The 19,425-nt window shown below is 62.9% G+C and carries 21 protein-coding genes; 13 read left to right on the forward strand and 8 right to left on the reverse strand.

All coding sequences use genetic code 11. The annotated features are described in order from the left end of the window. Positions 1 to 34: 34 nt before the first annotated feature. Positions 35 to 1,372: an MFS transporter gene (locus PQ627_RS04060; RefSeq protein ID WP_274258621.1), complete on the reverse strand. Its 1,338-nt coding sequence runs from the start codon at positions 1,370 to 1,372 to the stop codon at positions 35 to 37. 204 nt (positions 1,373 to 1,576) lie between these two features. Between PQ627_RS04060 and PQ627_RS04065 the strand changes: the two genes are divergently transcribed. From PQ627_RS04065 to PQ627_RS04085, 5 genes are all read left to right on the forward strand, one after another. Next, positions 1,577 to 2,419 (forward strand): sugar phosphate isomerase/epimerase family protein, encoded by an 843-nt coding sequence (locus PQ627_RS04065; RefSeq protein ID WP_274258622.1) that lies wholly within the window; start codon positions 1,577 to 1,579, stop codon positions 2,417 to 2,419. Positions 2,420 to 2,443: 24 nt separating this feature from the next. Further along, positions 2,444 to 3,217: an SDR family NAD(P)-dependent oxidoreductase gene (locus PQ627_RS04070; RefSeq protein ID WP_274258624.1), complete on the forward strand. Its 774-nt coding sequence runs from the start codon at positions 2,444 to 2,446 to the stop codon at positions 3,215 to 3,217. 31 nt (positions 3,218 to 3,248) lie between these two features. Further along, complete coding sequence (locus PQ627_RS04075; protein WP_274258626.1) at positions 3,249 to 4,985, forward strand: dihydroxyacetone kinase family protein; 1,737 nt, start codon at positions 3,249 to 3,251, stop codon at positions 4,983 to 4,985. Between the two features lie 13 nt (positions 4,986 to 4,998). Further along, a complete protein-coding gene (locus PQ627_RS04080) occupies positions 4,999 to 5,457 on the forward strand; it encodes a ribose-5-phosphate isomerase (protein ID WP_144660401.1) in 459 nt (152 codons plus the stop codon). A gap of 395 nt (positions 5,458 to 5,852) precedes the next feature. Further along, entirely contained in the window at positions 5,853 to 6,314 is a 462-nt protein-coding gene (locus PQ627_RS04085) for a phage tail protein (RefSeq protein WP_144660398.1), read from the forward strand. Between the two features lie 27 nt (positions 6,315 to 6,341). On the opposite strand, the gene dnaB is transcribed toward PQ627_RS04085, so the two are convergent. Then, positions 6,342 to 7,724 (reverse strand): replicative DNA helicase, encoded by a 1,383-nt coding sequence (gene dnaB, locus PQ627_RS04090; protein ID WP_144660393.1) that lies wholly within the window; start codon positions 7,722 to 7,724, stop codon positions 6,342 to 6,344. Positions 7,725 to 8,309: 585 nt separating this feature from the next. Between dnaB and PQ627_RS04095 the strand changes: the two genes are divergently transcribed. Continuing rightward, positions 8,310 to 8,783, forward strand: coding sequence for a hypothetical protein (locus tag PQ627_RS04095; RefSeq protein WP_274258993.1), 474 nt, complete (start codon positions 8,310 to 8,312; stop codon positions 8,781 to 8,783). Between the two features lie 7 nt (positions 8,784 to 8,790). Beyond that, positions 8,791 to 9,204, forward strand: a complete 414-nt coding sequence (locus tag PQ627_RS04100) for a hypothetical protein (RefSeq protein ID WP_274258629.1) — start codon at positions 8,791 to 8,793, stop codon at positions 9,202 to 9,204. Between the two features lie 99 nt (positions 9,205 to 9,303). Here the strand turns inward: PQ627_RS04100 and PQ627_RS04105 are convergent, their stop codons facing one another. From PQ627_RS04105 to PQ627_RS04115, 3 genes are all read right to left on the reverse strand, one after another. Continuing rightward, a complete protein-coding gene (locus PQ627_RS04105) occupies positions 9,304 to 9,927 on the reverse strand; it encodes an FMN reductase (RefSeq protein ID WP_274258631.1) in 624 nt (207 codons plus the stop codon). 101 nt (positions 9,928 to 10,028) lie between these two features. Further along, positions 10,029 to 11,108, reverse strand: coding sequence for an alpha/beta hydrolase (locus PQ627_RS04110; protein ID WP_274258633.1), 1,080 nt, complete (start codon positions 11,106 to 11,108; stop codon positions 10,029 to 10,031). A gap of 63 nt (positions 11,109 to 11,171) precedes the next feature. Next, the gene (locus PQ627_RS04115; protein WP_274258635.1) at positions 11,172 to 11,684 is read right to left on the reverse strand and encodes a GNAT family N-acetyltransferase; all 513 of its coding nucleotides are present in this window, start codon (positions 11,682 to 11,684) and stop codon (positions 11,172 to 11,174) included. A 48-nt stretch (positions 11,685 to 11,732) separates the two neighbouring features. On the opposite strand from PQ627_RS04115, the gene PQ627_RS04120 reads away from it, so the two are divergent. Next, positions 11,733 to 12,983, forward strand: a complete 1,251-nt coding sequence (locus PQ627_RS04120) for a CaiB/BaiF CoA transferase family protein (RefSeq protein WP_274258637.1) — start codon at positions 11,733 to 11,735, stop codon at positions 12,981 to 12,983. Continuing rightward, on the forward strand, positions 12,980 to 13,930 hold the full coding sequence (locus tag PQ627_RS04125) for a hydroxymethylglutaryl-CoA lyase (protein WP_274258639.1): 951 nt from the start codon (positions 12,980 to 12,982) through the stop codon (positions 13,928 to 13,930). Before PQ627_RS04120 ends, PQ627_RS04125 begins: the two co-directional genes overlap by 4 nt. A 14-nt stretch (positions 13,931 to 13,944) precedes the next feature. Here the strand turns inward: PQ627_RS04125 and PQ627_RS04130 are convergent, their stop codons facing one another. Then, positions 13,945 to 14,391: an SRPBCC family protein gene (locus PQ627_RS04130; RefSeq protein ID WP_274258641.1), complete on the reverse strand. Its 447-nt coding sequence runs from the start codon at positions 14,389 to 14,391 to the stop codon at positions 13,945 to 13,947. 85 nt (positions 14,392 to 14,476) lie between these two features. Beyond that, positions 14,477 to 14,770, reverse strand: a complete 294-nt coding sequence (locus PQ627_RS04135; protein ID WP_274258643.1) for a DUF4287 domain-containing protein — start codon at positions 14,768 to 14,770, stop codon at positions 14,477 to 14,479. Between the two features lie 96 nt (positions 14,771 to 14,866). Here PQ627_RS04135 and PQ627_RS04140 point away from each other — a divergent pair, with 96 nt between their 5' ends. Next, positions 14,867 to 15,748, forward strand: coding sequence for a hypothetical protein (locus tag PQ627_RS04140; RefSeq protein ID WP_274258645.1), 882 nt, complete (start codon positions 14,867 to 14,869; stop codon positions 15,746 to 15,748). A 14-nt stretch (positions 15,749 to 15,762) separates the two neighbouring features. Here PQ627_RS04140 and PQ627_RS04145 read toward each other — a convergent pair whose 3' ends face one another. Further along, positions 15,763 to 16,680: a diacylglycerol/lipid kinase family protein gene (locus PQ627_RS04145; protein ID WP_260842387.1), complete on the reverse strand. Its 918-nt coding sequence runs from the start codon at positions 16,678 to 16,680 to the stop codon at positions 15,763 to 15,765. A 174-nt stretch (positions 16,681 to 16,854) separates the two neighbouring features. Between PQ627_RS04145 and PQ627_RS04150 the strand changes: the two genes are divergently transcribed. From PQ627_RS04150 to PQ627_RS04160, 3 genes are read left to right on the forward strand one after another with little or no spacing between them, the layout of a single operon-like run. Next, the gene (locus PQ627_RS04150; protein ID WP_262276643.1) at positions 16,855 to 17,061 is read left to right on the forward strand and encodes a hypothetical protein; all 207 of its coding nucleotides are present in this window, start codon (positions 16,855 to 16,857) and stop codon (positions 17,059 to 17,061) included. A gap of 30 nt (positions 17,062 to 17,091) precedes the next feature. Then, the gene (locus PQ627_RS04155; RefSeq protein WP_274258649.1) at positions 17,092 to 17,760 is read left to right on the forward strand and encodes an ABC transporter ATP-binding protein; all 669 of its coding nucleotides are present in this window, start codon (positions 17,092 to 17,094) and stop codon (positions 17,758 to 17,760) included. 1 nt (position 17,761) lies between these two features. Further along, positions 17,762 to 19,294: a DUF6297 family protein gene (locus PQ627_RS04160; protein WP_274258651.1), complete on the forward strand. Its 1,533-nt coding sequence runs from the start codon at positions 17,762 to 17,764 to the stop codon at positions 19,292 to 19,294. Positions 19,295 to 19,425: the final 131 nt, after the last annotated feature.

Genomic DNA, 19,425 nt, shown 5'->3' on the forward strand with positions numbered 1-19,425 from the left:
GATGGGGAGAACGCGCCCGACGTCGAGTGGTTGCTTAGGCGTTTACCGTCTGGGGAGTTTTGCTGGCGGCTTCTTCGGCGAGCTGGCGCTCACGCTTACCCCAGGTTTCCTTGGTGACCAGCGCGGCCCACAGACCGATGGCGCCATAGATGCTGAAGAGGGCTGCAGGGCCAACCCAACCAAAGCTCACGAACAGCAGCGTGGTGATGAAGGGCGTAAAGCCGGAGACCATGGCGGAGATCTGGTAGGCCAGGGAGGCGCCGGAGGAACGGGTCTTGGCCTGGAAGAGTTCCGGGAACCATGCGCCCTGGGCGCCGGCGAGGGAGTTCTGGCACACGGCGTAGGCGATCACGATGGTGGCGATGATGAAGATGAAGAGACCGGTGTTGACCAGGAGGAACATCGGGATGCCGAAGACAACGGCGAACGCGGTGGACCAGATGTAGACGGGCCGGCGGCCTACCTTGTCGGTCAACTTGCCCCAGGCGTAGGTGGCGAAGATGCCGATGGCGGCCGCGATGCACAGGGCAACGAGGGTCTGGGTCTTGTCTGCGAGCTTGGTGCTGTGCAGGTAGGAAATCATGTAGGTCACGGAGACGGCGTAGCCTGCGGTTTCGGCGATGCGGAGGCCGATGCCGCGGACGATGTTGCGCCAGTCGGTCTTGATGACCTCAACGATGGGGGACTTCACGATGTCGCCCTTGGTCTTGACATCCTCAAAGACCGGGGACTCGGGAACCTTGGAACGGATGATCAAACCAACGGCCACCAGCAGGATGCTCGCCAGGAACGGCACGCGCCACGCCCATTCGCTGCCGAGGCCGACACTGAAGAGGAATACGAGGTTCGCGAGCAACAAGCCAACGGGGAAGCCGGCCTGCACGATTCCCGTGAACTGGCCCTTCTTCCGCCACGGTGCGTGCTCGTAGCTCATCAAAATGGCGCCGCCCCATTCAGCACCGAAGGCGAGGCCCTGGATGATGCGGACAAGGACCAGGAGCGCGGGAGCCAGAAGGCCAACCTGCTGGTAGGTGGGTAGCAACCCGATAGCGAAAGTTGCCAGGCCCATGAGAATCAGCGAGGCAACCAGCACCGGCTTGCGACCGAGCTTGTCTCCAAGGTGGCCACCGATGATGCCGCCCAACGGACGGGCAGCGAAGCCGACGCCGAGGGTCGCGAAGGAGGCCAGGGTGCCAGTTACCGGGTCGGCGCCCGGGAAGAAGGCCGTACCGAAGTACAGCGCAGCGGCGGTGCCGAAACCGATGAAGTCATAGGTTTCGATGACTGCGCCCACGCCCGAGCCGACGGCGACGCGCTTTGCTTCCTTGGTTCCATGAACCGGACCACGCATGGTCAGAGCTTCATTGCTCATGAGTGTCTTTCCCTTTCAAAAGTGCGGCGCTTCTTCGGCAACCCCACTGTCGACAGTCAACATAATACGTCAACTGTGACCGAGACCACCAGCAATGTCAACAGTCAACTTGAGAGGTTGACTGTTGACAGTTAACGAAGCTAACGTGGTGTCCATCACTAAGGCCCTTCTCCGTCGAGGGGCTCAACTTGAGGATCAACGACGATGTTTCATCACCGACTGGGCTGTTCTTCCATCAGCTTTCGACACCAGGACCTCGCCGCCGCCCTGCACACCATGCGCGGGCTCGGCTTCGAGGAGATTGACCTGGGCGCCCTCCCCGGCGTCTGCGACCACGTGCCCTACATACTTGACGCCAAGGCAGTCGAGGCGGTTGCCGCCGTCGTGCGCGATTCCGGACTCCGCGTCCGCTCGGTCAACGGCGACGTCGGCGACCTGAACGCAACGCTCGACGCCGGTGCCGCGGAGGCGCGCCAACGCCACCTTGGGATGCTGCTCAGCTTGGCGGAGAAGACCGGCGCGAAGGCGCTTGTCCTTCCGTGCGGAGCGATCGACCACGATCCTGTGCGCAGTTTGGAAGAAGACATCGACGCTGTTGCCTCGCAGCTGATCCACGCGTCGGAGCGGGCCAAGGAGTTCGGCGTCGAGCTGTGGACCGAGTCCCTCCACTACTTCCGGCTTTGCTGGAACATCGAACGCGCGCAGCTGCTCGCAGACCGCCTGGCCGGTTCCGACGTCGGAATCGTCATGGACTTCAGCCACATCGTTGCCTCCGGCGGCGACCCCAAGGACTTCGTTTCGCGGTTCGGCGAGCGCATCACCCATGTGCACCTCCGCGACGCGACGGCTGCCACTGACACGCAGCCCGGGAACATCAACCTCAGCATCGGCAACGGCCAGGCGGACTTTGCCGCGGGGCTTTCGACGCTGAGGGCCCTTGGCTACACCGGCCACTTCTCACTGGAACTCGAAACGCGCGACGTCACCCACGACGAGCGACCGGCCGCCGCCGCCAAAGCCGGCAGCTACATCTCAGACCTCATCTAACAACCACAACTTTCAAGGAGCACCATGACCACCATCCAGCGCACCGCCGTCCTCACCGGAGCCACCTCAGAGCGCGGCATCGGCCTCACCACCGCCCGCCGCTACGCCGCCCAGGGATGGGGCGTCGCCATCCTGGACCTCGACGGCGAGAAGTCCGCCAAGGTTGCCGCCGAAATCGGCAACGAGTTCAACGTCCCGGCTTTCGGTTACGAGATCGACGTCGCCAACGAAGCTTCCGTCGCAGCTGCCCAGGCAGCCGTTGCCGCTGAGGTTTCCAGCGGTCACCTTCCTCCCGTCGGCGCCTTGGCGAACATCGCCGGAATCACCTCGCCCGTCCCGTTCCTCGGAACCACGCTTGAACTGTGGCACAAGGTCATGGACGTCAACGCCACCGGCACCTACCTCGTAACCAAGGCGTTCCTGCCGGACATGATCGCCAACGGCTGGGGCCGCATCGTGAACATGTCCTCCGTTTCCGCGCAGCGCGGCGGTGGTGTGTTCGGCAAGGTTCCCTACTCGGCAGCCAAGGCGGCCATCCTCGGATTCACCAAGGCCCTGGCCCGTGAAATCGGTGAAACCGGCGTGACCGTCAACGCCATCACCCCCGGCGCAGTGGACACCAACATCCGCGTGGGCAGCACTGAAGAGCAGGAAGCCGCCATCAACGCCGGCATCCCCTTGGGCCGCAATGCCACTACGGAGGAAGTGGCCGCCGTCATCACGTTCCTCTCCTCCGAGGATTCCGCGTACCTCACTGGCACCACGATCGACATCAACGGCGGCAGCCACATCCACTAGTCCCGTACTTCGAGGAAAACCAGGACCCACCATGACCAAAATCTTCAACGATCCCGCTGATTTTGCAGATGAAGCGCTTGCCGGCTTCTGTGATGCCCACTCGGACCTCGTTCGTCAGGTTGAGGGCGGAGCTGTACGACGCAACCGGCCGGCTACGCCAAAAGTCGCCGTGATCACAGGCGGTGGCTCGGGCCACTATCCCGCATTCGCCGGCATCATCGGCCCGGGTTTCGCTGACGGTGCCGTGGTGGGCAATATCTTCACCTCACCGTCCACCCAGCAGGCCTACTCCGTGGCGAAGGCTGCTAACTCCGGAGCCGGGGTGGTGTTCACCTACGGCAACTATGCCGGGGACGTCATGAATTTCGGAATGGCCAGCGAGCGCTTGAACGCTGAAGGCATCCGGGCGGAAAACGTGCTGGTCACGGACGACATCGCCAGCGCTCCCCTTTCCGAGATCGAAAAGCGCCGCGGAATTGCCGGCGACTTCGTGGTCTTCAAGGTCATGGGTGCTGCCGCCGAGGCCGGACTGGATCTGGACTCCGTGGTCCGGTTGGGCCGCAAGACGAACGAGCTCACACGCACCATCGGAACAGCGTTCGGTGGCTGCACGTTCCCTGGTGCTGATGCCCCACTCTTTCGCCTTCCCGAGGGACAGATGGGCCTGGGCCTTGGCATCCACGGCGAACCGGGACTGTTCGATACCGAGCTGCCCACCGCCGTCGAGCTTGGCCGGGAACTGGTGCGGCGCGTGCTGGAGGAGGCCCCTGCGGGCGGTTCGACGCGGCTCGCGGTGATCCTGAACGGCCTGGGTTCAACCAAACACGAGGAACTCTTTGTCCTTTGGCGCACCGTGGCTCCGCTGCTTCGCGACGCCGGCTACACGCTGGTGATGCCGGAAGTTGGCGAACTGGTGACGTCCTTGGACATGGCCGGCGCATCGCTGACGCTCACGTGGCTCGATGACGAACTGGAGCAGTACTGGACAGCCCCGGCGCTGACGCCAGCGTACCGTCGGGGGTCCGTCGGATTCGACGTTGTTGTCTCCGAGGACGCCTCCGAGGATTTCGTCACGGAAGCGGCCCACTACTCCTCCACAGAGGCTTCCCGCGCCTACGCGGGTCAGTGCCTTGGTGCTTTGGAGACCGCGGCCGCCCTGCTGCGTTCTTCCGAAACCATGCTGGGCGACATGGATGCCATAGCCGGCGACGGCGACCATGGACGCGGCATGGTCCGCGGCTCGGCGGCATCCCTCGAGGCTGCTGCGGCCGCCTTTTCCGTGGGCGCCGGCGCTGGTTCGGTCCTGATTGCCGCTGGAGACGCCTGGGCCGATAAGGCCGGCGGCACGTCGGGCGTCCTGTGGGGTGCCGGGCTGCGCGCTTTTGGCGAACGCTTGGGAGACGCGGAAATCCCGACGCCGGAGGTCCTCACCGAGTCTGTCCGTGCCTTCGCTGACCGCATGGCGAGCCTTGGAAAGGCGGAGATCGGCGACAAGACCATGATGGATGCGCTGCTGCCGTTTGTTTCCTCGCTGGAGAAAGGTGTGGCTGCCGGTACGCCCTTGGAACACGCGTGGGCAACTGCCGCGGCTGATGCAACAACCGCCGCTGCGTCCACCGCGGACCTTCGACCCCTCAAGGGCCGTGCCAGGCCACTCGCCGAGAAAAGCATCGGCACGCCGGATCCCGGGGCGACGTCGCTCGCCATGGTGTTTGCCGCCGTCGGACCCCATTTCACTGCAGTTCCCGTAGCTGCCGCCAACCACTAGGAGAACCACCACCATGCGCATCATCGTGGGCGCCGACGAAGCCGGCGTTGACTACAAGGACCGAATCCTGGCCGACCTCCAGGCCGACTCACGGATCACCGAAGTGATCGATATCGGAGTCCACCGTGACGATGAGGACTTCTCGCGCCCGTATCCCTATGTGGGTATCGCCGCCGGTGAGATGATCCGGGACGGCAAAGCCGACCGCGCCATCCTGTTCTGCGGTACGGGAATCGGTGTGGCCATTGCCGCGAACAAGGTGCCGGGAATCCGGGCTACGGCAGCGCACGATTCGTTCTCCGTGGAACGATCCATTCTGTCCAACGACTGCCAAGTCCTCACCATGGGCCAGCGCGTTGTGGGCGTGGAGCTTGCCCGTCGGCTGGCGAAGGAGTGGATCGGCTACGCCTTCGATCCGTCCTCGGGGTCGGCTGCAAAGGTCAAAGTGCTGAGCGACTTCGAGGGCTGCTAGGGGCCGTATCGGTTACTCGGCCCTTCCCGTCCTCGACCTTCGGGAAGGAAACCATGGTTTAGACGGCATGAAGAACCAAAACAGGAAAATCAGGGCCAGCATGAATAAGGCAAACACTGTCGGCTTAGGTATGAGGCCCCCCGTTGCCCAGTACAAGAGCCAGTGAGCGGACCAAAACCCGCCCGTGAACGCTAGATACACATACGCCCTTCCTGCGAAGGTGCGCGGAGTCATGCACGGTGAAAACCCTTAGTCACTTCCAGTTCCCTTCCGCTCACCTTTACGTGATCGCAGTAGCCGGAACATGACGCGGTGAATCCGCCACCTCATAGCTAATGTGGCCCGGGCCGCCCCATCAGTAGCATTGGTGCAAACACGCCGGACCAGGAGAGCTGATGCCCTACACCGTTGACTTCAAGACCGTATCCACCGTTGGACTTGAGTCCTCACCTGTCGCCGAGGCGGCTGCCGGGTTGCGTGCCAACGAAGCCCGCTATTACAAGAACAAGTACGACCACGACTTCACGGTGAGCCCCGCCGAGGAGCTCCCCGAGGTAGTGGACAGGGTGAGCCGGATCCTTAAGGAAGAGCGGGACATCGTGATCAAGTCCAAGCCGCTGGAAGCCACGGCTTTCCAGGTGGAGGACCTGCAGATGGCATACGTGTTCTACGAGTCCGGCTTGTCGATCAATGTCATGTACAGCACGGGCGAGGGAAAGCGGGCGGTGGGCTTCAAGCTCGCCGACGGCATGGACGTCCCCGAGGAGCTGGACTCGAAGTTCAAGTTCGCCCGCCAAAAGTCCAAGCTGGCCGGAACGATCCGTGGCTCCTACTTCGTGATCAAGGGCGAGTACTGAACCTGCGCCCGGCAGCTTGAAGCCGGCCTAGAAACCCCCACCGCCGGTCTCGCCAGCCATGTTGGCGAAGCGTGAGTAGTGACCCTGGAAAGCCACAACGATGTCCTTGGTGGGACCGTTACGGTGCTTTGCAATGAGGATGTCGGCCTCGCCCGCACGCGGGGATTCCTTGTCGTAGACATCTTCACGGTGAAGCAGGATGACCATGTCGGCGTCCTGCTCGATGGAGCCGGATTCACGAAGGTCCGAAACCATGGGCCGCTTGTCCTGGCGCTGCTCCGAACCACGGTTCAGCTGCGACAGGGCGATCACGGGCACCTGCAGCTCCTTGGCAAGCAGCTTGAGGGCACGCGAGAACTCGGAAACTTCCTGCTGGCGGGACTCCACCTTCTTGCCGGAGCTCATGAGCTGGAGGTAGTCAAGGATGACCAGCTTGAGGTCGTGCTGCTGCTTCAGGCGGCGGCACTTGGCCCGGATCTCCATGAGCGACATGTTGGGGCTGTCATCAATGAAGAGGGGAGCGTCGTTCATGCGGCCCATGGTGGTGGCAATCTTGGACCACTGTTCGTCCTTGATGGTGCCCTTGCGGAGGTCCTGGAGGCCGATGGTGGCTTCTGCGGAGAGAAGACGCATCGCAATCTCGTTCCGGCCCATTTCCAGCGAGAACATGACCGTGGCCAGGTTGTTCTTGATGGCAGCGGAACGGGCAAAGTCCAACGCGAACGTGGACTTACCCACGGCAGGACGGGCTGCGATAACGATCATCTGGCCCGGGTGGAGGCCGTGCGTCAGTTCGTCGAGTTCGTAGAAACCGGTGGGGACGCCTGTCATGCCTTCGCCGCGGTGCCCCGACGCTTCGATTTCGTCCACGGTGGACTCCATGACGTCCTTCAACGCCACGTAGTCCTCGGCCGTTCGCTTTTCAGCAACCGCGTAGACCTCGGCCTGTGCCTGGTTGACGAGATCTTCCACCTCGCCGTCCTGGCCGTAGCCCATCTGGACGATCTTGGTGCCGGCATTCACCAGACGGCGAAGCACGGCACGCTCGGCCACGATTTCCGCATAGTATCCGGCGTTCGCCGCGGTGGGGACGGTCTGGATGAGCTCGTGAAGGTACGCCGGCCCACCGATCCGGTTGATCTCACCGCGCTTGGTCAGTTCGTCGGAGACCGTGACGGCGTCAGCGGGTTCGCCCCGGCCATAGAGGTCGATGATGGACTCGTAGATGGTCTCATGGGCCGGACGGTAGAAGTCGTGCCCTCGGACGATCTCGACGACGTCCGCGATTGCGTCCTTGGACAGCATCATGCCACCGAGTACGGATTGCTCAGCAGGGATGTCCTGGGGAGGCTTCCGGCTCGAGTCCGAAGCGCGAGTGCCCTCGATTGAGTCCAAGTGCGTAACTGACAAAGCCGTCCTCCAAATATGTACCGCTGCAGAGATGTACTCCCCGGCGGTCGCAAAGCGCGGTGTGGCTACGTCCGCCGGGTTGCTCCGAGGATGTCAGGCAGGTCCGACAAAATTACGTATCCACAAGTTATCCACAATGCCTTCCGGGGACCCGTCACGGTGAGTGACTTTTTATCGGCCCGGGAAACCCAATGCGGGTAAATGAGTGCCCAAAATGGACACTTCAGACACGTTACAGCAGGCGACAGATAGCCCTTGTGGATAACTTGTGGAATACCGCCCCTACGTTGTGCACAGACTGTGCGCTACTCTGTGGATAGAGAAATTCTTTGAGCGGCATCAACGCTCTGACCTGCGGAAACGTTGCTCACAAGCTGTGGACTGAAGAAAGTTTTGCCCACAAATCATCCACAGCCGTGTCGATTCCCGAGTCTGCAGAAGCGGGCAAAATCACCCCAAACATGCCCCAAATGTGATGGAACTTACATTCCATGCCTTAATTTGACACCATGCTCTCGGAATCCTATGCCGACCGTGGAATGTGCTGTGGATAACGCACTTCTGGCATAAGCTCTAAGCATGGGGATGAACTTTGGTGACGTGCTGACGGTTGCCCTTCCGTTGCTCGTCCTCCTGGGCCTGCTGTGGGCGCTGTCGGCGGCCTTCAGACCGCGGGATACGGGCATGTCGGACGCCGAAAAATACCAACGCGAACTCGCGGCCCGTTCCGCCGCGCACCAGGCTTCCCAAGTCCAGCAGGCGTTGGCCCTTCGAGCCCGCATCGAGGCCACGACCAAGCCCAGCCAGAACGCAGCCCAGCATAGCCAGCATGCGCAACCGAACAACGCGGCAATCCAGGCACAGACCGGACGCGCTCCGGCCGCCAATCAGCCAGGTCAGCAGCCCGCGGTCCTCCCCAACGGCCAGCTCAACCCCCAGCTCGCCTTTGAGCTGCAGAACCTGGTCCGCAGCGGAAAGAAGATCGAGGCCATCAAGGTTCTTCGCCAAGCCACCCATTCAGATTTGCTTACCGCCAAGAACTACGTAGATCGGCTCTGACAACGCCATGGATTCAATCCTCATCCCGCTCCTGATCCTCATTGCGGTCGTCGCGGGAGTGCTCCTGCTTATTCATTCATTCACCAAGCGCTCAGCGGAAACGAAGGCAAACGCCCAGGCAACGAGTGCGCCGAAGGACCCGGTGGAACTGGCCAGGGAGTCAGCAGCCAAGCTCAACCAGGAGCAGCACCGCCAGCTGTATTCGCTGATAGCCCAGGGCCAGGGCATGGCCGCCATCAAGCTCTATCTGCAAGCCACGGGAGAAGGACTTCGTGCCTCGCGCAACGCCGTGGGTGCCTTGGCGGCGCACCCCCAGCCATTCACGCCCGAAACCCCCGCCAAGGACCTGCTCGCCGATGATGACGACGAGCCCGAGCGCTTTCCGTACCGGTACAGGGCGATCGTGAGCAAAGGCCAGTAATCGATCTCCACGCCGCTTCGTTCGCTCATCACCAGGTCAATGGAATCCACAGGACACTTCATGCTTGCCCCAACGACCCAACCTGGGTAAAAGTTCGGACTACCTGCCTGCCGAGATTCCGGCGAGCAGCTGCTCAAACGGCAGCGACTCAAGAACCGGAGCCTTGCGGCCGGGCTGGGGGCCGCTCAGCAGTTGCACGAGTTCACCGGCTGCCCGGTCCACCCGCGACGACAGTGGCGATCCGCCGTCGTCGTTTCCCCAGTCCTGTGGCCCCGCGAAAACGGCGGTAGCGGCAATCCGTGTCCGGAGGTACGTGAACAGCGGGCGCATGGCGTAGTCCAGGACCATCTGGTGGCGGTCGGTGCCGCCGGTTGCACCCAGCAGGACCGCCTTGCCATCCAGCGACTTGGGATCGAGGACGTCGATGAACGACTTGAAAAGGCCACTGTAGGAAGCACTGAACACCGGGCTGACAGCGATGACGGCGTCGGAATCCTCGACGCCGGCGATCACCTCCGCGAGGCGGGGCGCCGCATAGCCGGTGACAAAGTTGTTCGCGATGTCCACAGCGAGGTCGCGAAGTTCGACGACGTCGATCCTCGCCTCATAGCCTGCCGCACGCAGTTGCCGCTCGGCGGAGGCGGCCAGCTGGTCGGCCAGCAGACGGCTCGACGACGGCACGCCGAGTCCGGCGGAAAGTACGGTGATGCGGCGGGTTTCCATGGCGTTTCTCCTGTTGTTCGTTCAATCAGTTTACATGCGTTTGCATCTAAATCAATGAACAGGGGCGGCAGGGAAAGTATTCCCTGCGGGCCGCAGGAAGATTAAGGACGCCGCGCAGCGTGAGCAGACAGGAAATCGAAAGTCTTGTCCCTCGCCTCGCGGGCTTCGGCGAAGTTCAGATGGAACTGGTACTCGTGCGGCAGCTCAGGTTGGTGGGTTGCCGGCCAAAACAGCTCCGTCACGGGCACTCCGGCGTCTTTGAGCCGGTTGCTGTAGGGCACCGATTGCAGCCAGGTGAGGCCGTCACCGTTGCCGCCGCTGATAAAGGTCGGCGGGAAGTCGGGGGTGACAAAGTCGATGGTGGACATCGTGGCCCCGGCAAAGGTTGCGGACCAATCCTTGGTGCCGGTGTAAGCCCACAAGGCAGTTTTGAAACCCCACGCCACAATGCCGTTCAGGTCCGCCATGGCCCGCAGGTCGTAGACGCCGCAGTGCAGGATGGTTGCAGCCAGTTCGGACTTCTGAAGCGCGGGCTGAATTCCCATAAGGTTGGCGTACTCGGGGTTGACGGTGAGCGTTGTCATCTGGCTGGCCAGCTGGGCCCCTGCAGAGTCACCGGCAAGGACGATGCGGCTGGTGTCCACATTGAGCTCGGCAGCGTGCGCCTTGATGTAGGCCAGGGCTTCGTTGATGTCGCGGACAGCAGTGGGGTACGTGGCTTCGGGTGCGATCGGATAGCTCATGCCGATGGTGGTGTAGCCCTGGTCGGCCATGATCTGGAGGTACGGATTGACGTCGCGCTGTGCCCCGGAAATCCAAGCGCCTCCGTGAATCCACACCACAGTAGGTAGCGGCGCCGTCGTCCCCTGGGGACTGAAGACGTCAAAGGTGGACCCCGGCTTGTACTCCACCCCCATCCGCGTATCCAACGGAGTAGCGGGAACGTAGGGCGTCATTTCGTCGATGGTCGCCTGGGCTCCCCGCTCGAAAACACTGCGGATCAGCAGCGCCGACGGCCAAGGAGTGGCGGAAAGGGCCACAGCCAGGATCAAAACCACCAAGATCGCCAGTTCCAGCCTGCGCAGCCGCGAGGAGCGCTTTCGCCGGGCCTTGGCCGGCACTTCCACGCGGGTTGGCGGGGTTTTCCTTGCAGTTTTTTCGATCGAATCCAGCGGCCCCATCACACACTCCCCCAGTCGGCGCATCTCTGGACCCATGCTACGGCGGCGCGGGGTCGCATGGGGTCAGGACGGCGGCCGCGCCGCCGCGAGCAAGACGCCATCACCGCCGTCGAACGTTACGCCGTGAAAAACCGGTCCTCGCGCGACCTCTCGGAACCCCCACCGACGATGCAATGCCAGTGAAGCCTCATTGCGCGCGTTCACGATGTACAAGGCAGTGTCAGCGTGTTCCCAGATCCACTCAAGCCGGCGCGAGGTCAAGGCAACCGCAAGTCCCCGACGCCGGAAATCGGGCGCAACGGTAAGGCCGCCCAGATAGTGACCCGCCGGCGCCGGACCGTCACCGACGTCGTAACGGTGCGTTTTCGCCCAGCCAACGACGGCGAAACCAGGCCCGGGGGTCATGTCCGATTTCGCCTCGGCCACCAGAGCCAGGCGATCTTCGTCGGATATTGCAGCAGCGATCTTTGCCGCGAAAGGCTCCCTTCCCGCCTCTGACAACCGGCCGGACAGGGTCTCCACGGTCACAATTCCGGGAACATCCGTTTCAACCGCGGGACGGATGGCGAATCTCATGGGCCTAGTCTAGGTTTGCAAAAGGGGGCATCAGCACGGAAGAGGGCCATGACACAGCAACCAATCGCACCGCTGGACGGCGTCCGGGTCTTGGAACTCGGCAACTACATCGCTGCGCCCACCGCGGGCCGGCTGCTGGCCGACTTCGGCGCCGAGGTCATCAAGGTCGAACGGCCCGGAACCGGCGACGAACTGCGAAACTGGCGTCTGCACAAGGGCACAACCTCCATGCTGTACCGCACGTTGAACCGCAACAAGAAGTCCGTGGTGCTGGACCTCCGCACGGAGGCCGGCAAGCGGGCCGTCCTGGACCTGGCGGCAAAATCAGACATTCTGCTGGAGAATTTCCGCCCAGGCACGCTCGAAAAGTGGGGCCTCGGTCCCGAGGTTCTCAACCAGGCCAATCCGGACCTCGTGGTGACCCGCATCTCCGCCTTCGGGCAGACTGGGCCACTGTCCGAGCGTCCCGGTTTTGCCGCCGTCGCCGAAGCCTACGGAGGTTTCCGCAACCTGGTGGGCGACCCCGACCGCGCACCGGTGCGGGTCGGCGTCTCCATCGGAGACTCGATCGCGGGACTATACGCCGCCTTCGGTTCCGTAATGGGCCTCTACCAGCGTGAAGCACGACGCCGGGACTCGGCTGGCGCTGTACCCCTCACCGAACGCGTCATTGACGTCGCCCTGCACGAGGCAATGTTTTCCATGATGGAATCGCTCATTCCCGACTATCAGGCCTACGGCGTGGACCGCCAGCGGGTCGGCGGCCGGATGGAGGGCATCGCCCCGTCCAATGCATATGTGTGCAAGGACGGCGCGAGCATTGTGGTCGCAGGTAACGGTGATTCAATTTTCCAGCGGTACATGCAGACCATCGGCCGTCCGGACTTGGCAAGGCGCCCTGATTTGCAGAGCAATGCCGGGCGCTGGACCCAGCGGGAGGAACTGGACGAGGCGATCGGCCAATGGACTGGCACGCTCCCCGCAGCTGAGGCACTGGCCGCCTTGGAAGCTGCGGGTGTTCCCGCGGGTCCCATCTATACCGCCGCCGACATCAGCAGCGACAACCAATACGCCGCCAGGAACATGATCCAAAAATTCGATGTCTCCACGGGCGAAGAAACCCTCACTGGCGTCGGCTTCCCTGGCGTGGTTCCCGTTATCGGTGGCGAGTCCTTGCCCATTCGCAACCTCGGACCGGATTTGGGCGAGAACACCCAGGAGGTTCTCGGCGGGCTGCTTGGCATGAGCGAGAGCGAGATCAACGATGCATCCGGCCGCGAGGGAGCTGTTAAGTCATGATCCGTCCTGAAGGGCCCGTGGCCGCAACCCTGGGCAACGCCATTCTGCGGGACGTCACCCTTCGCGACGGCCTCCAACTGACGGGCAAGCTCCTTTCCGCGGAACAGAAGGTCCAGACTGTGCGCGAGTTGCTGCGGCTCGGTGTGCCGGCGATCGAGCTCGGGTCCATGGCCCGGCCGGACCTGGTCCCCACGATGGCCAACACCTTGGAAGTGGTGCACGCCCTGACCCCGGCGGAACTCGAAAAGTGCTGGATCTGGGTAGCAACCCCGGGCCATGTTGCGAAGGCCGCAGCTGCCGGGGCGCGCAATTTCCAGTACTGCCTGTCTGCTTCCGACTCCCACAACAAGGCGAACATCGGCCGCACAACCGATCAAAGCCTCGCAACCCTGCCCGAGGCCATCGAGTACGCGCGGGCAGTAGACGGCCATATCCAGCTCTGCATTGCAACGTCCTTCACCTGCCCGTTCGAGGGCCAGGTCCCCGAAGATCGCATCCTGGCCATCGCCAACGACCCCCGTGCCGAGGGCACCACCGACATCGTCATTTGCGACACCTTGGGACAGGCGGTCCCGGCACAGGTTGCCCAGCTGATCACCCGTGTTCGTACCGAGTCGCCTTCCCGTCGCGTCGTCTATCACGGCCACGACACGTGGGGTTTGGGCGTGGCGAACACCCTTGCGGCCATCCAAGCAGGGGCTGAAATGGTGGACGGAGCGCTTGGCGGCCTGGGCGGATGCCCCTTCGCCCCCGGTGCCAGCGGAAATACGTCCAGCGAAGACATCCTGTTCGCCACCCGCCCCGGCTGGCTGACGCCTGAAATCTTTGGCGAACTGGTGGTGCTTTCGGAACATTTACTGCAGGAGCTCGACGAGCCCAACCGCTCCAAGTCGGCCCAAGGCGCACGGTCCAAAGCAGAGGCCTTTGACTGGGTACTGCGGCCCTAAGGCCCGCGCGGGCGCTAGGACCTGCCCGCGCCGCCCACTGCCATCAGTTCCAAGCGCCTGAGGGTTTCGCGGTTCCGGACAGCGATAACGGGATCACGTAATTTCTTGGGCACCAATTTGCCGGGGCCCCGCACGGCATCCTCAGCGATGGAAACCCGGCATTGGGAGCCACCGAGGTCTTCCAGGGTGATGAGCACCTTGGCTTCGCCCAACGGCCAACCCCTCGCCAAGAGTTCAAGCTTGCGTTCCGGTTCGACGGCGGTGACGCGGCTGCTGTCGTCGATGAGGAATGGCCAGGATCCCACGGAATGGTGAAGCCGGGAGCCCTCGGCCGGCCACTGCTCATCAACGGAGCGGATCCTCGAGGCGCCCACCACCCAGCCTGAGTACAGCCACCCCTCCTGGATGACTTTCCAAACATCTGCGGCAGGGGCCTTGAACAACTGGGTCACGGTGGCCATCTGGAACCTTTCTGCGCAGGTGGAGGATTGGGGTGTCACCTTAAGCTAAGCATGCTTATGGTTTAGTTGCCAGTGTCTCCCGCCATCATGAAGCTGGCTTGCTGGCCTTACCGTCCAACCACAGCGTGTCCGACTCGTCGCGGTGAGTTCCCTCCGATCCCACATGCTTGCTGTCGATCTGCGGCCCCTTCTTGATGACGTGCACCAACGCCATGCCGTGGCCACGCCCCAGGTCATAATCGGCCTTGAGCCATTCAAGGATGGTCCCGGCCTTGACCGAAGGATCATTGAAGCCCCTGGATTCAGCGATGTCCACCAACTGCCGCGGCGTCAGGCCGGTTTTGTCTTCGATGGCGTCGAGGTAAGCCTGGAATGACATGGAGGTCCCCTTTCGTGGCCAAACTCCATGGGCGGAGTTGGCAGGTGTGCGTGAGCGACATCGTACCCGCGCACTGGGGGCGCCTACACTGATCGCATGGTGTGCCGCAGAAGGCGTGTCCTTGCGTCTTGCATGGTCCTGGCCACGATGCTGCCTGTCCTGTCCGCCTGCAGCTCAAGCGCCCCGGCCAACCCGCCATCATCCGGCAGCAGCACTGCGCCCATTACGGTGGAAATCAACCAATCCCGTGACCAGTACGGGAAGCAAGCCATCCAGATCCAGTTCACCAACACCACTGACGATGTCCTGACGGTGACCGGAGCACGGGTCCGTTCACCGCTTTTCGACGGCGACATACTCTGGCAGCGCTCGGGGAATGGCCTTGAACTGCCGTCCCGGCAACCTAAAAGCGTTCCTGCGGCACTGCCGGCCGCGTCATGTGGAGCCGCACAGAACGGTTCCAGCCAGGCAACGCTTGAGTTCACGGCACCCGGTAAGGAAGCCAGCGAAGAGGTGACGGACGCAGCCGACCCCTTCGGCGTACTGTCCAGAAACTCAGCCGAGCTGTGCATCGCGGCCCAGGCCGCCGCCGTCGCCACGTTGGAACTGGACCCGGAACTGAAGGTGGCCGCGGACGGTCAAACCGCCGTCGTGCGTCTTGTCATCACACCGGCCGGTCCGGGGGCGCAGGCGCAAAGCCTCACGATTGAATCGATCGACGAGACCACGTTGCTTGCCCAATCCCCCACGGATCCATGGCCAAGGAACGTCACGGTGGGCTCCACAAAGCAGGAGCTGGCACTCACCATCCGGCCCGCACGTTGTGATCCGCATGCCGTCGCCGAAGACAAGGTGGGTACGCTCCTCCCACTCCGGGTGAGGGTGGGAGAGCGCCAAGGATTGATAAAAGTGGCCGCCTCAACTGACCTGCGCGGACGTATCTACGACTTTGTCACCGACGCTTGCGCACACGGTTGAACCCCGGCGGCCACCTAGCCGAGCGTCGCCAAAGCTCCTTGGGCGCACTCCACCTTGACCTTGACGTTCGCATCCACGCTCTTCACCTCGCCGTCCATCTGATACGGCAGTGGCTTGAGGGTGGTGAATTCATAGCTGCTGACGCTCGGTTGGTCGCCGAGTCCCTGGGTGGTGGCCTTGAGCGCCTTCAAAAGGACCCGCCACTTGGGCATATGCGGGAAAATGATGACCTCGAACTTGCCATCGGACGGGTGCTCATCGGCGTCGCTGAGGGTGGCGTACTTGGCCATCTCACGGATATTGGCGAACACCAGGCTGTCGAACTTGTGACGCTTCCCGTCAGGCAAACGAACTCCGAAAGGCTCAAATTTGGAAAAGGTCTGAATCACAGTGACCATTTCCTTGAGGGCGCCTTTGCTGCCCTTTTCCAGTTCGGTGGCAACCACAGGGGTCAAGCCGAAGCCTATGTAGGAATGCGCGTACTCAAGTGGTTCGTCCTCTTTCTGACCCGTATGGATTTGGAGGAGGTCGATGTTGTGGACCCGGCCCTCGGCTATGGCTTCTTCCAAGGGCTTGGTGGCGATGATCCTGCTGTGGTCGTTGGCGTTTCCGGCGGCCCGAACAGCGCACACCGCCCGGGGATTTCCGGCCTGCATCACCCCGTTGACGACCTCGTTGTAGCCGCCATCGCCACTGACGGAAACCACCAGGACGTCGCCGCCCTTCGCCGCGGCTTCCCGCGCAAGGTCCACCGCGTGTCCGGCATGCTCCGTGGGTTGGAGGATGATCTCGGGTTCGTAGCTGAGAACTTCCTTCAGCCGCTGATGCAATTGCTGCGCCAGCTCCGGCGCATCCCCTGTGCTGTTGGGATTAAAAATGATGACGATCGACTCAAAGGTCCGGGCAGAATCCACGATGTACTCCTGATTCATTGCGAGGTCCCTTATTCGGGCGGCTGTTTCCCTCGGAAGTTCCCATAGTATTCGCAACCCAGAGGGGTTTCGGATAAACGACGAACGTGAAACGATGAAATCGGGTTCCCAGTTGGGAATCTGCCTCAACCAGCTGGATGCGGCACGATGCTGCGGCAGCAGTGTGGAAATCCCATGGACTCACGCCAGACAGCACGAATACTCGTCCTCGAGCATGAGATCACCCTTGACGATTTATGGGCGTGGTACTGGGCCAACGGCGGCAATGCCGGGCTGTGGGACTTCGACGCTTATCTCTTCGGGATCCTGGAACGCGACCCCTTCGATCTGAGGATCCTAGGCTGGGCGATGGAGGACCTCGAGGCCCACTCACTTCTCTGAGGGCCGCCGGCGCGCCGGTAGGGTTGCCTCATGGGGACTGTACTGGACGTCGAAAACCTGCTGGTGGGTTATGCCGGATCTCCGGTGTGTGGCGAGGTGTCGGCAACCGTGCGCGCCGGCGAGATCCTGGGAATCGTGGGTGCCAACGGCGCCGGGAAGTCAACAGTTGCCCGGACCATAGCGGGTCGTCAGGCCGCCCTTGCCGGCGAGGTGAAGGTCCATGGCCTTCTCATCGACGCCGACGCCGTACCGTTCCGGCGGGAGGTCTCCGCTGTCTTCGACGACGATCTCTTCTTCCCCTCGCTGACTGTCCGGGAACACTTGCTGCTCGTCGCCCGCGGACACTCCGTGGCGGATCCCGAAACGCGGGTCGAGGAAGAACTGGAGTTCTTCGGCTTGCAGGGACGAGCCCACGCTATCCCCGACGCCCTCTCGTCCGGGCAACGCCGCAGGCTGCTGCTCGCAGCCGGGCTGATCCGTCCGTCGTCGCTCCTGATTCTTGACGAGCCGGAGCAGCGGCTAGATCCCAAGATGCGGGTGGCCATCGGAGAACGGATCGCTGAGCACGGCGGCGCCGTGGTCCTGGTAACGCACGATCCGGACCTGTTGCTCGCCACCGCTTCTTCGTGTTTGGTAATCGACGACGACGTCCGCGAATTCGGTCCGCAGCAGGGAGCCTCGATCATTGCCGGGTCCTGACATGCTGATTCATGAAAGCACGACGCCGGACCGTCACCTCGCGCGGGACATCGTCAGTTTCACTCGCCAATCGGTCCGCCGCTACAAGCGGAGCAGAGGCTTATGGAGCGAACGCTTTGTCGATGCGTACAGTTGGGGACTCGGTATCGCCGTTTCCCTGACCATCGCAGCCTCATTCGTCCTTGCCCTGCGTAACGAGATCGCGGACCGCGCCTCTACTGGGAGCAGCATTATCCAGGCGCAATGGCTCGTCCTTCCGGCGCCAGTGCTGTGGACACTAGCGACGTACGCGGTCCTGCTGGTGGTGGCCAACCTTGCCCGCAAGCTCGGACCTATCACGGTCGGCGGACCCGAGAGCACCTGGTGGCTGTCCCTCCCCGTCGACCGCCGACCGATGGTTCTGCCGCCTTTCCTCCGCAAGGCTGTACTAACGGGGGTGGGTCTTGCCGTCCTATACCTGCCATTCAGCATCGTTACGGCCGTGGACCGTACCGGCCCGGAGCACCTTCTTGCATCAGCGGCCTTTGGCGTTTCCGGGGTCATCGCGGTGGCCTTGGCGGCCTTCCAGCAGCTGGGCATGCTTGGAGTCCGGCTTGGCCGGGTGGTAAGCGTTGCTGTGCTCCTGGCGTGCGCCGTCCTTCCCACGATTCCAGGGGCACCATGGCCGGAAGCTTTGGTGGCGGTGGCCGCCGTCGTGCTCCTGGGTGTCGCGGGCCGACGCGCTGGTGAGGTGCGGGGTGAAGAGCTTATCCGCGGCGGAGCGGTGGCTGGCCACACCGGCGCTTCCCTGTTCATGATGGATTCCAACGAGGTACTTCGCGCGCTGGGCGCCGGACATAAAACGGTCGACGGCGGCAGGGCGGCAGGCTTCTTCGCCAGACCGGCGGGCGGCCCGCTCCGGGCGCTGATCCGCGCCGATACAGTAGCGTTTCTCCGGCTGAATCCGCCCTGGTTGGCTTCCTTGCTGTGGCTCGGTGCTTGCATCGCCGTGCTGCTGGTGGAAGGAGGACTCCCGGAGTTCGCACAGCTGGCCATCGTTGTCATAGCCGGCTGTGCAACAGCGTCGGGCATGGGGAGCGTGGCGCGCAAGACGGCCCTCGTTCCGGAGCTCGATGCGCTGCTCCCCCTCCATCCGGCACTGGTCCGTACCAGCCGGACCCTCATCCCGTGCCTTGCCATGGCTGTATGGATGACCGTCCTTAGCGGCCTTCTGGTTCTCCTGGGCGCTTCCGATCCTGCCCTGATTGGCGTGGGGGCATTGGCCGGCGTCGGAATGGGCGCGGGAACGCTGCGTTCTGCCACCAAAGCCGCGCCGGATTGGTCGGCTCCCCCGGTGGACACGCCCTTCGGTCCCGTGCCCCGCGCGCAGCTCGGCTCCCTGATGCACGGGCTGGACGTGACGATCCTGGCGATGGTTCCGCTGCTGGTTGGGCTCTACCTTGGCTACACTCCGTGGGCTGTGGCGCTGGTTCAGGCCCTGTTCAGTGCCGGCATCGTACTTGTTGCAGTGCTGTCCAAACCCAAGCGGGCGTGAGGACCGGCCCTTGTCGGGCGAAAAACAGGCCTACCAACAGAGGGGTATGTCGCTCGCGATACCCGCATATGTATGAGTGGCAGGCCGTCCGTGTCGCAGGTTTCGAGATTTTTTTAACTTTTTTTTGGCAT

The organism is Paenarthrobacter sp. AB444 (assembly GCF_028736865.1).
Classification (GTDB): domain Bacteria; phylum Actinomycetota; class Actinomycetes; order Actinomycetales; family Micrococcaceae; genus Arthrobacter; species Arthrobacter nicotinovorans_B.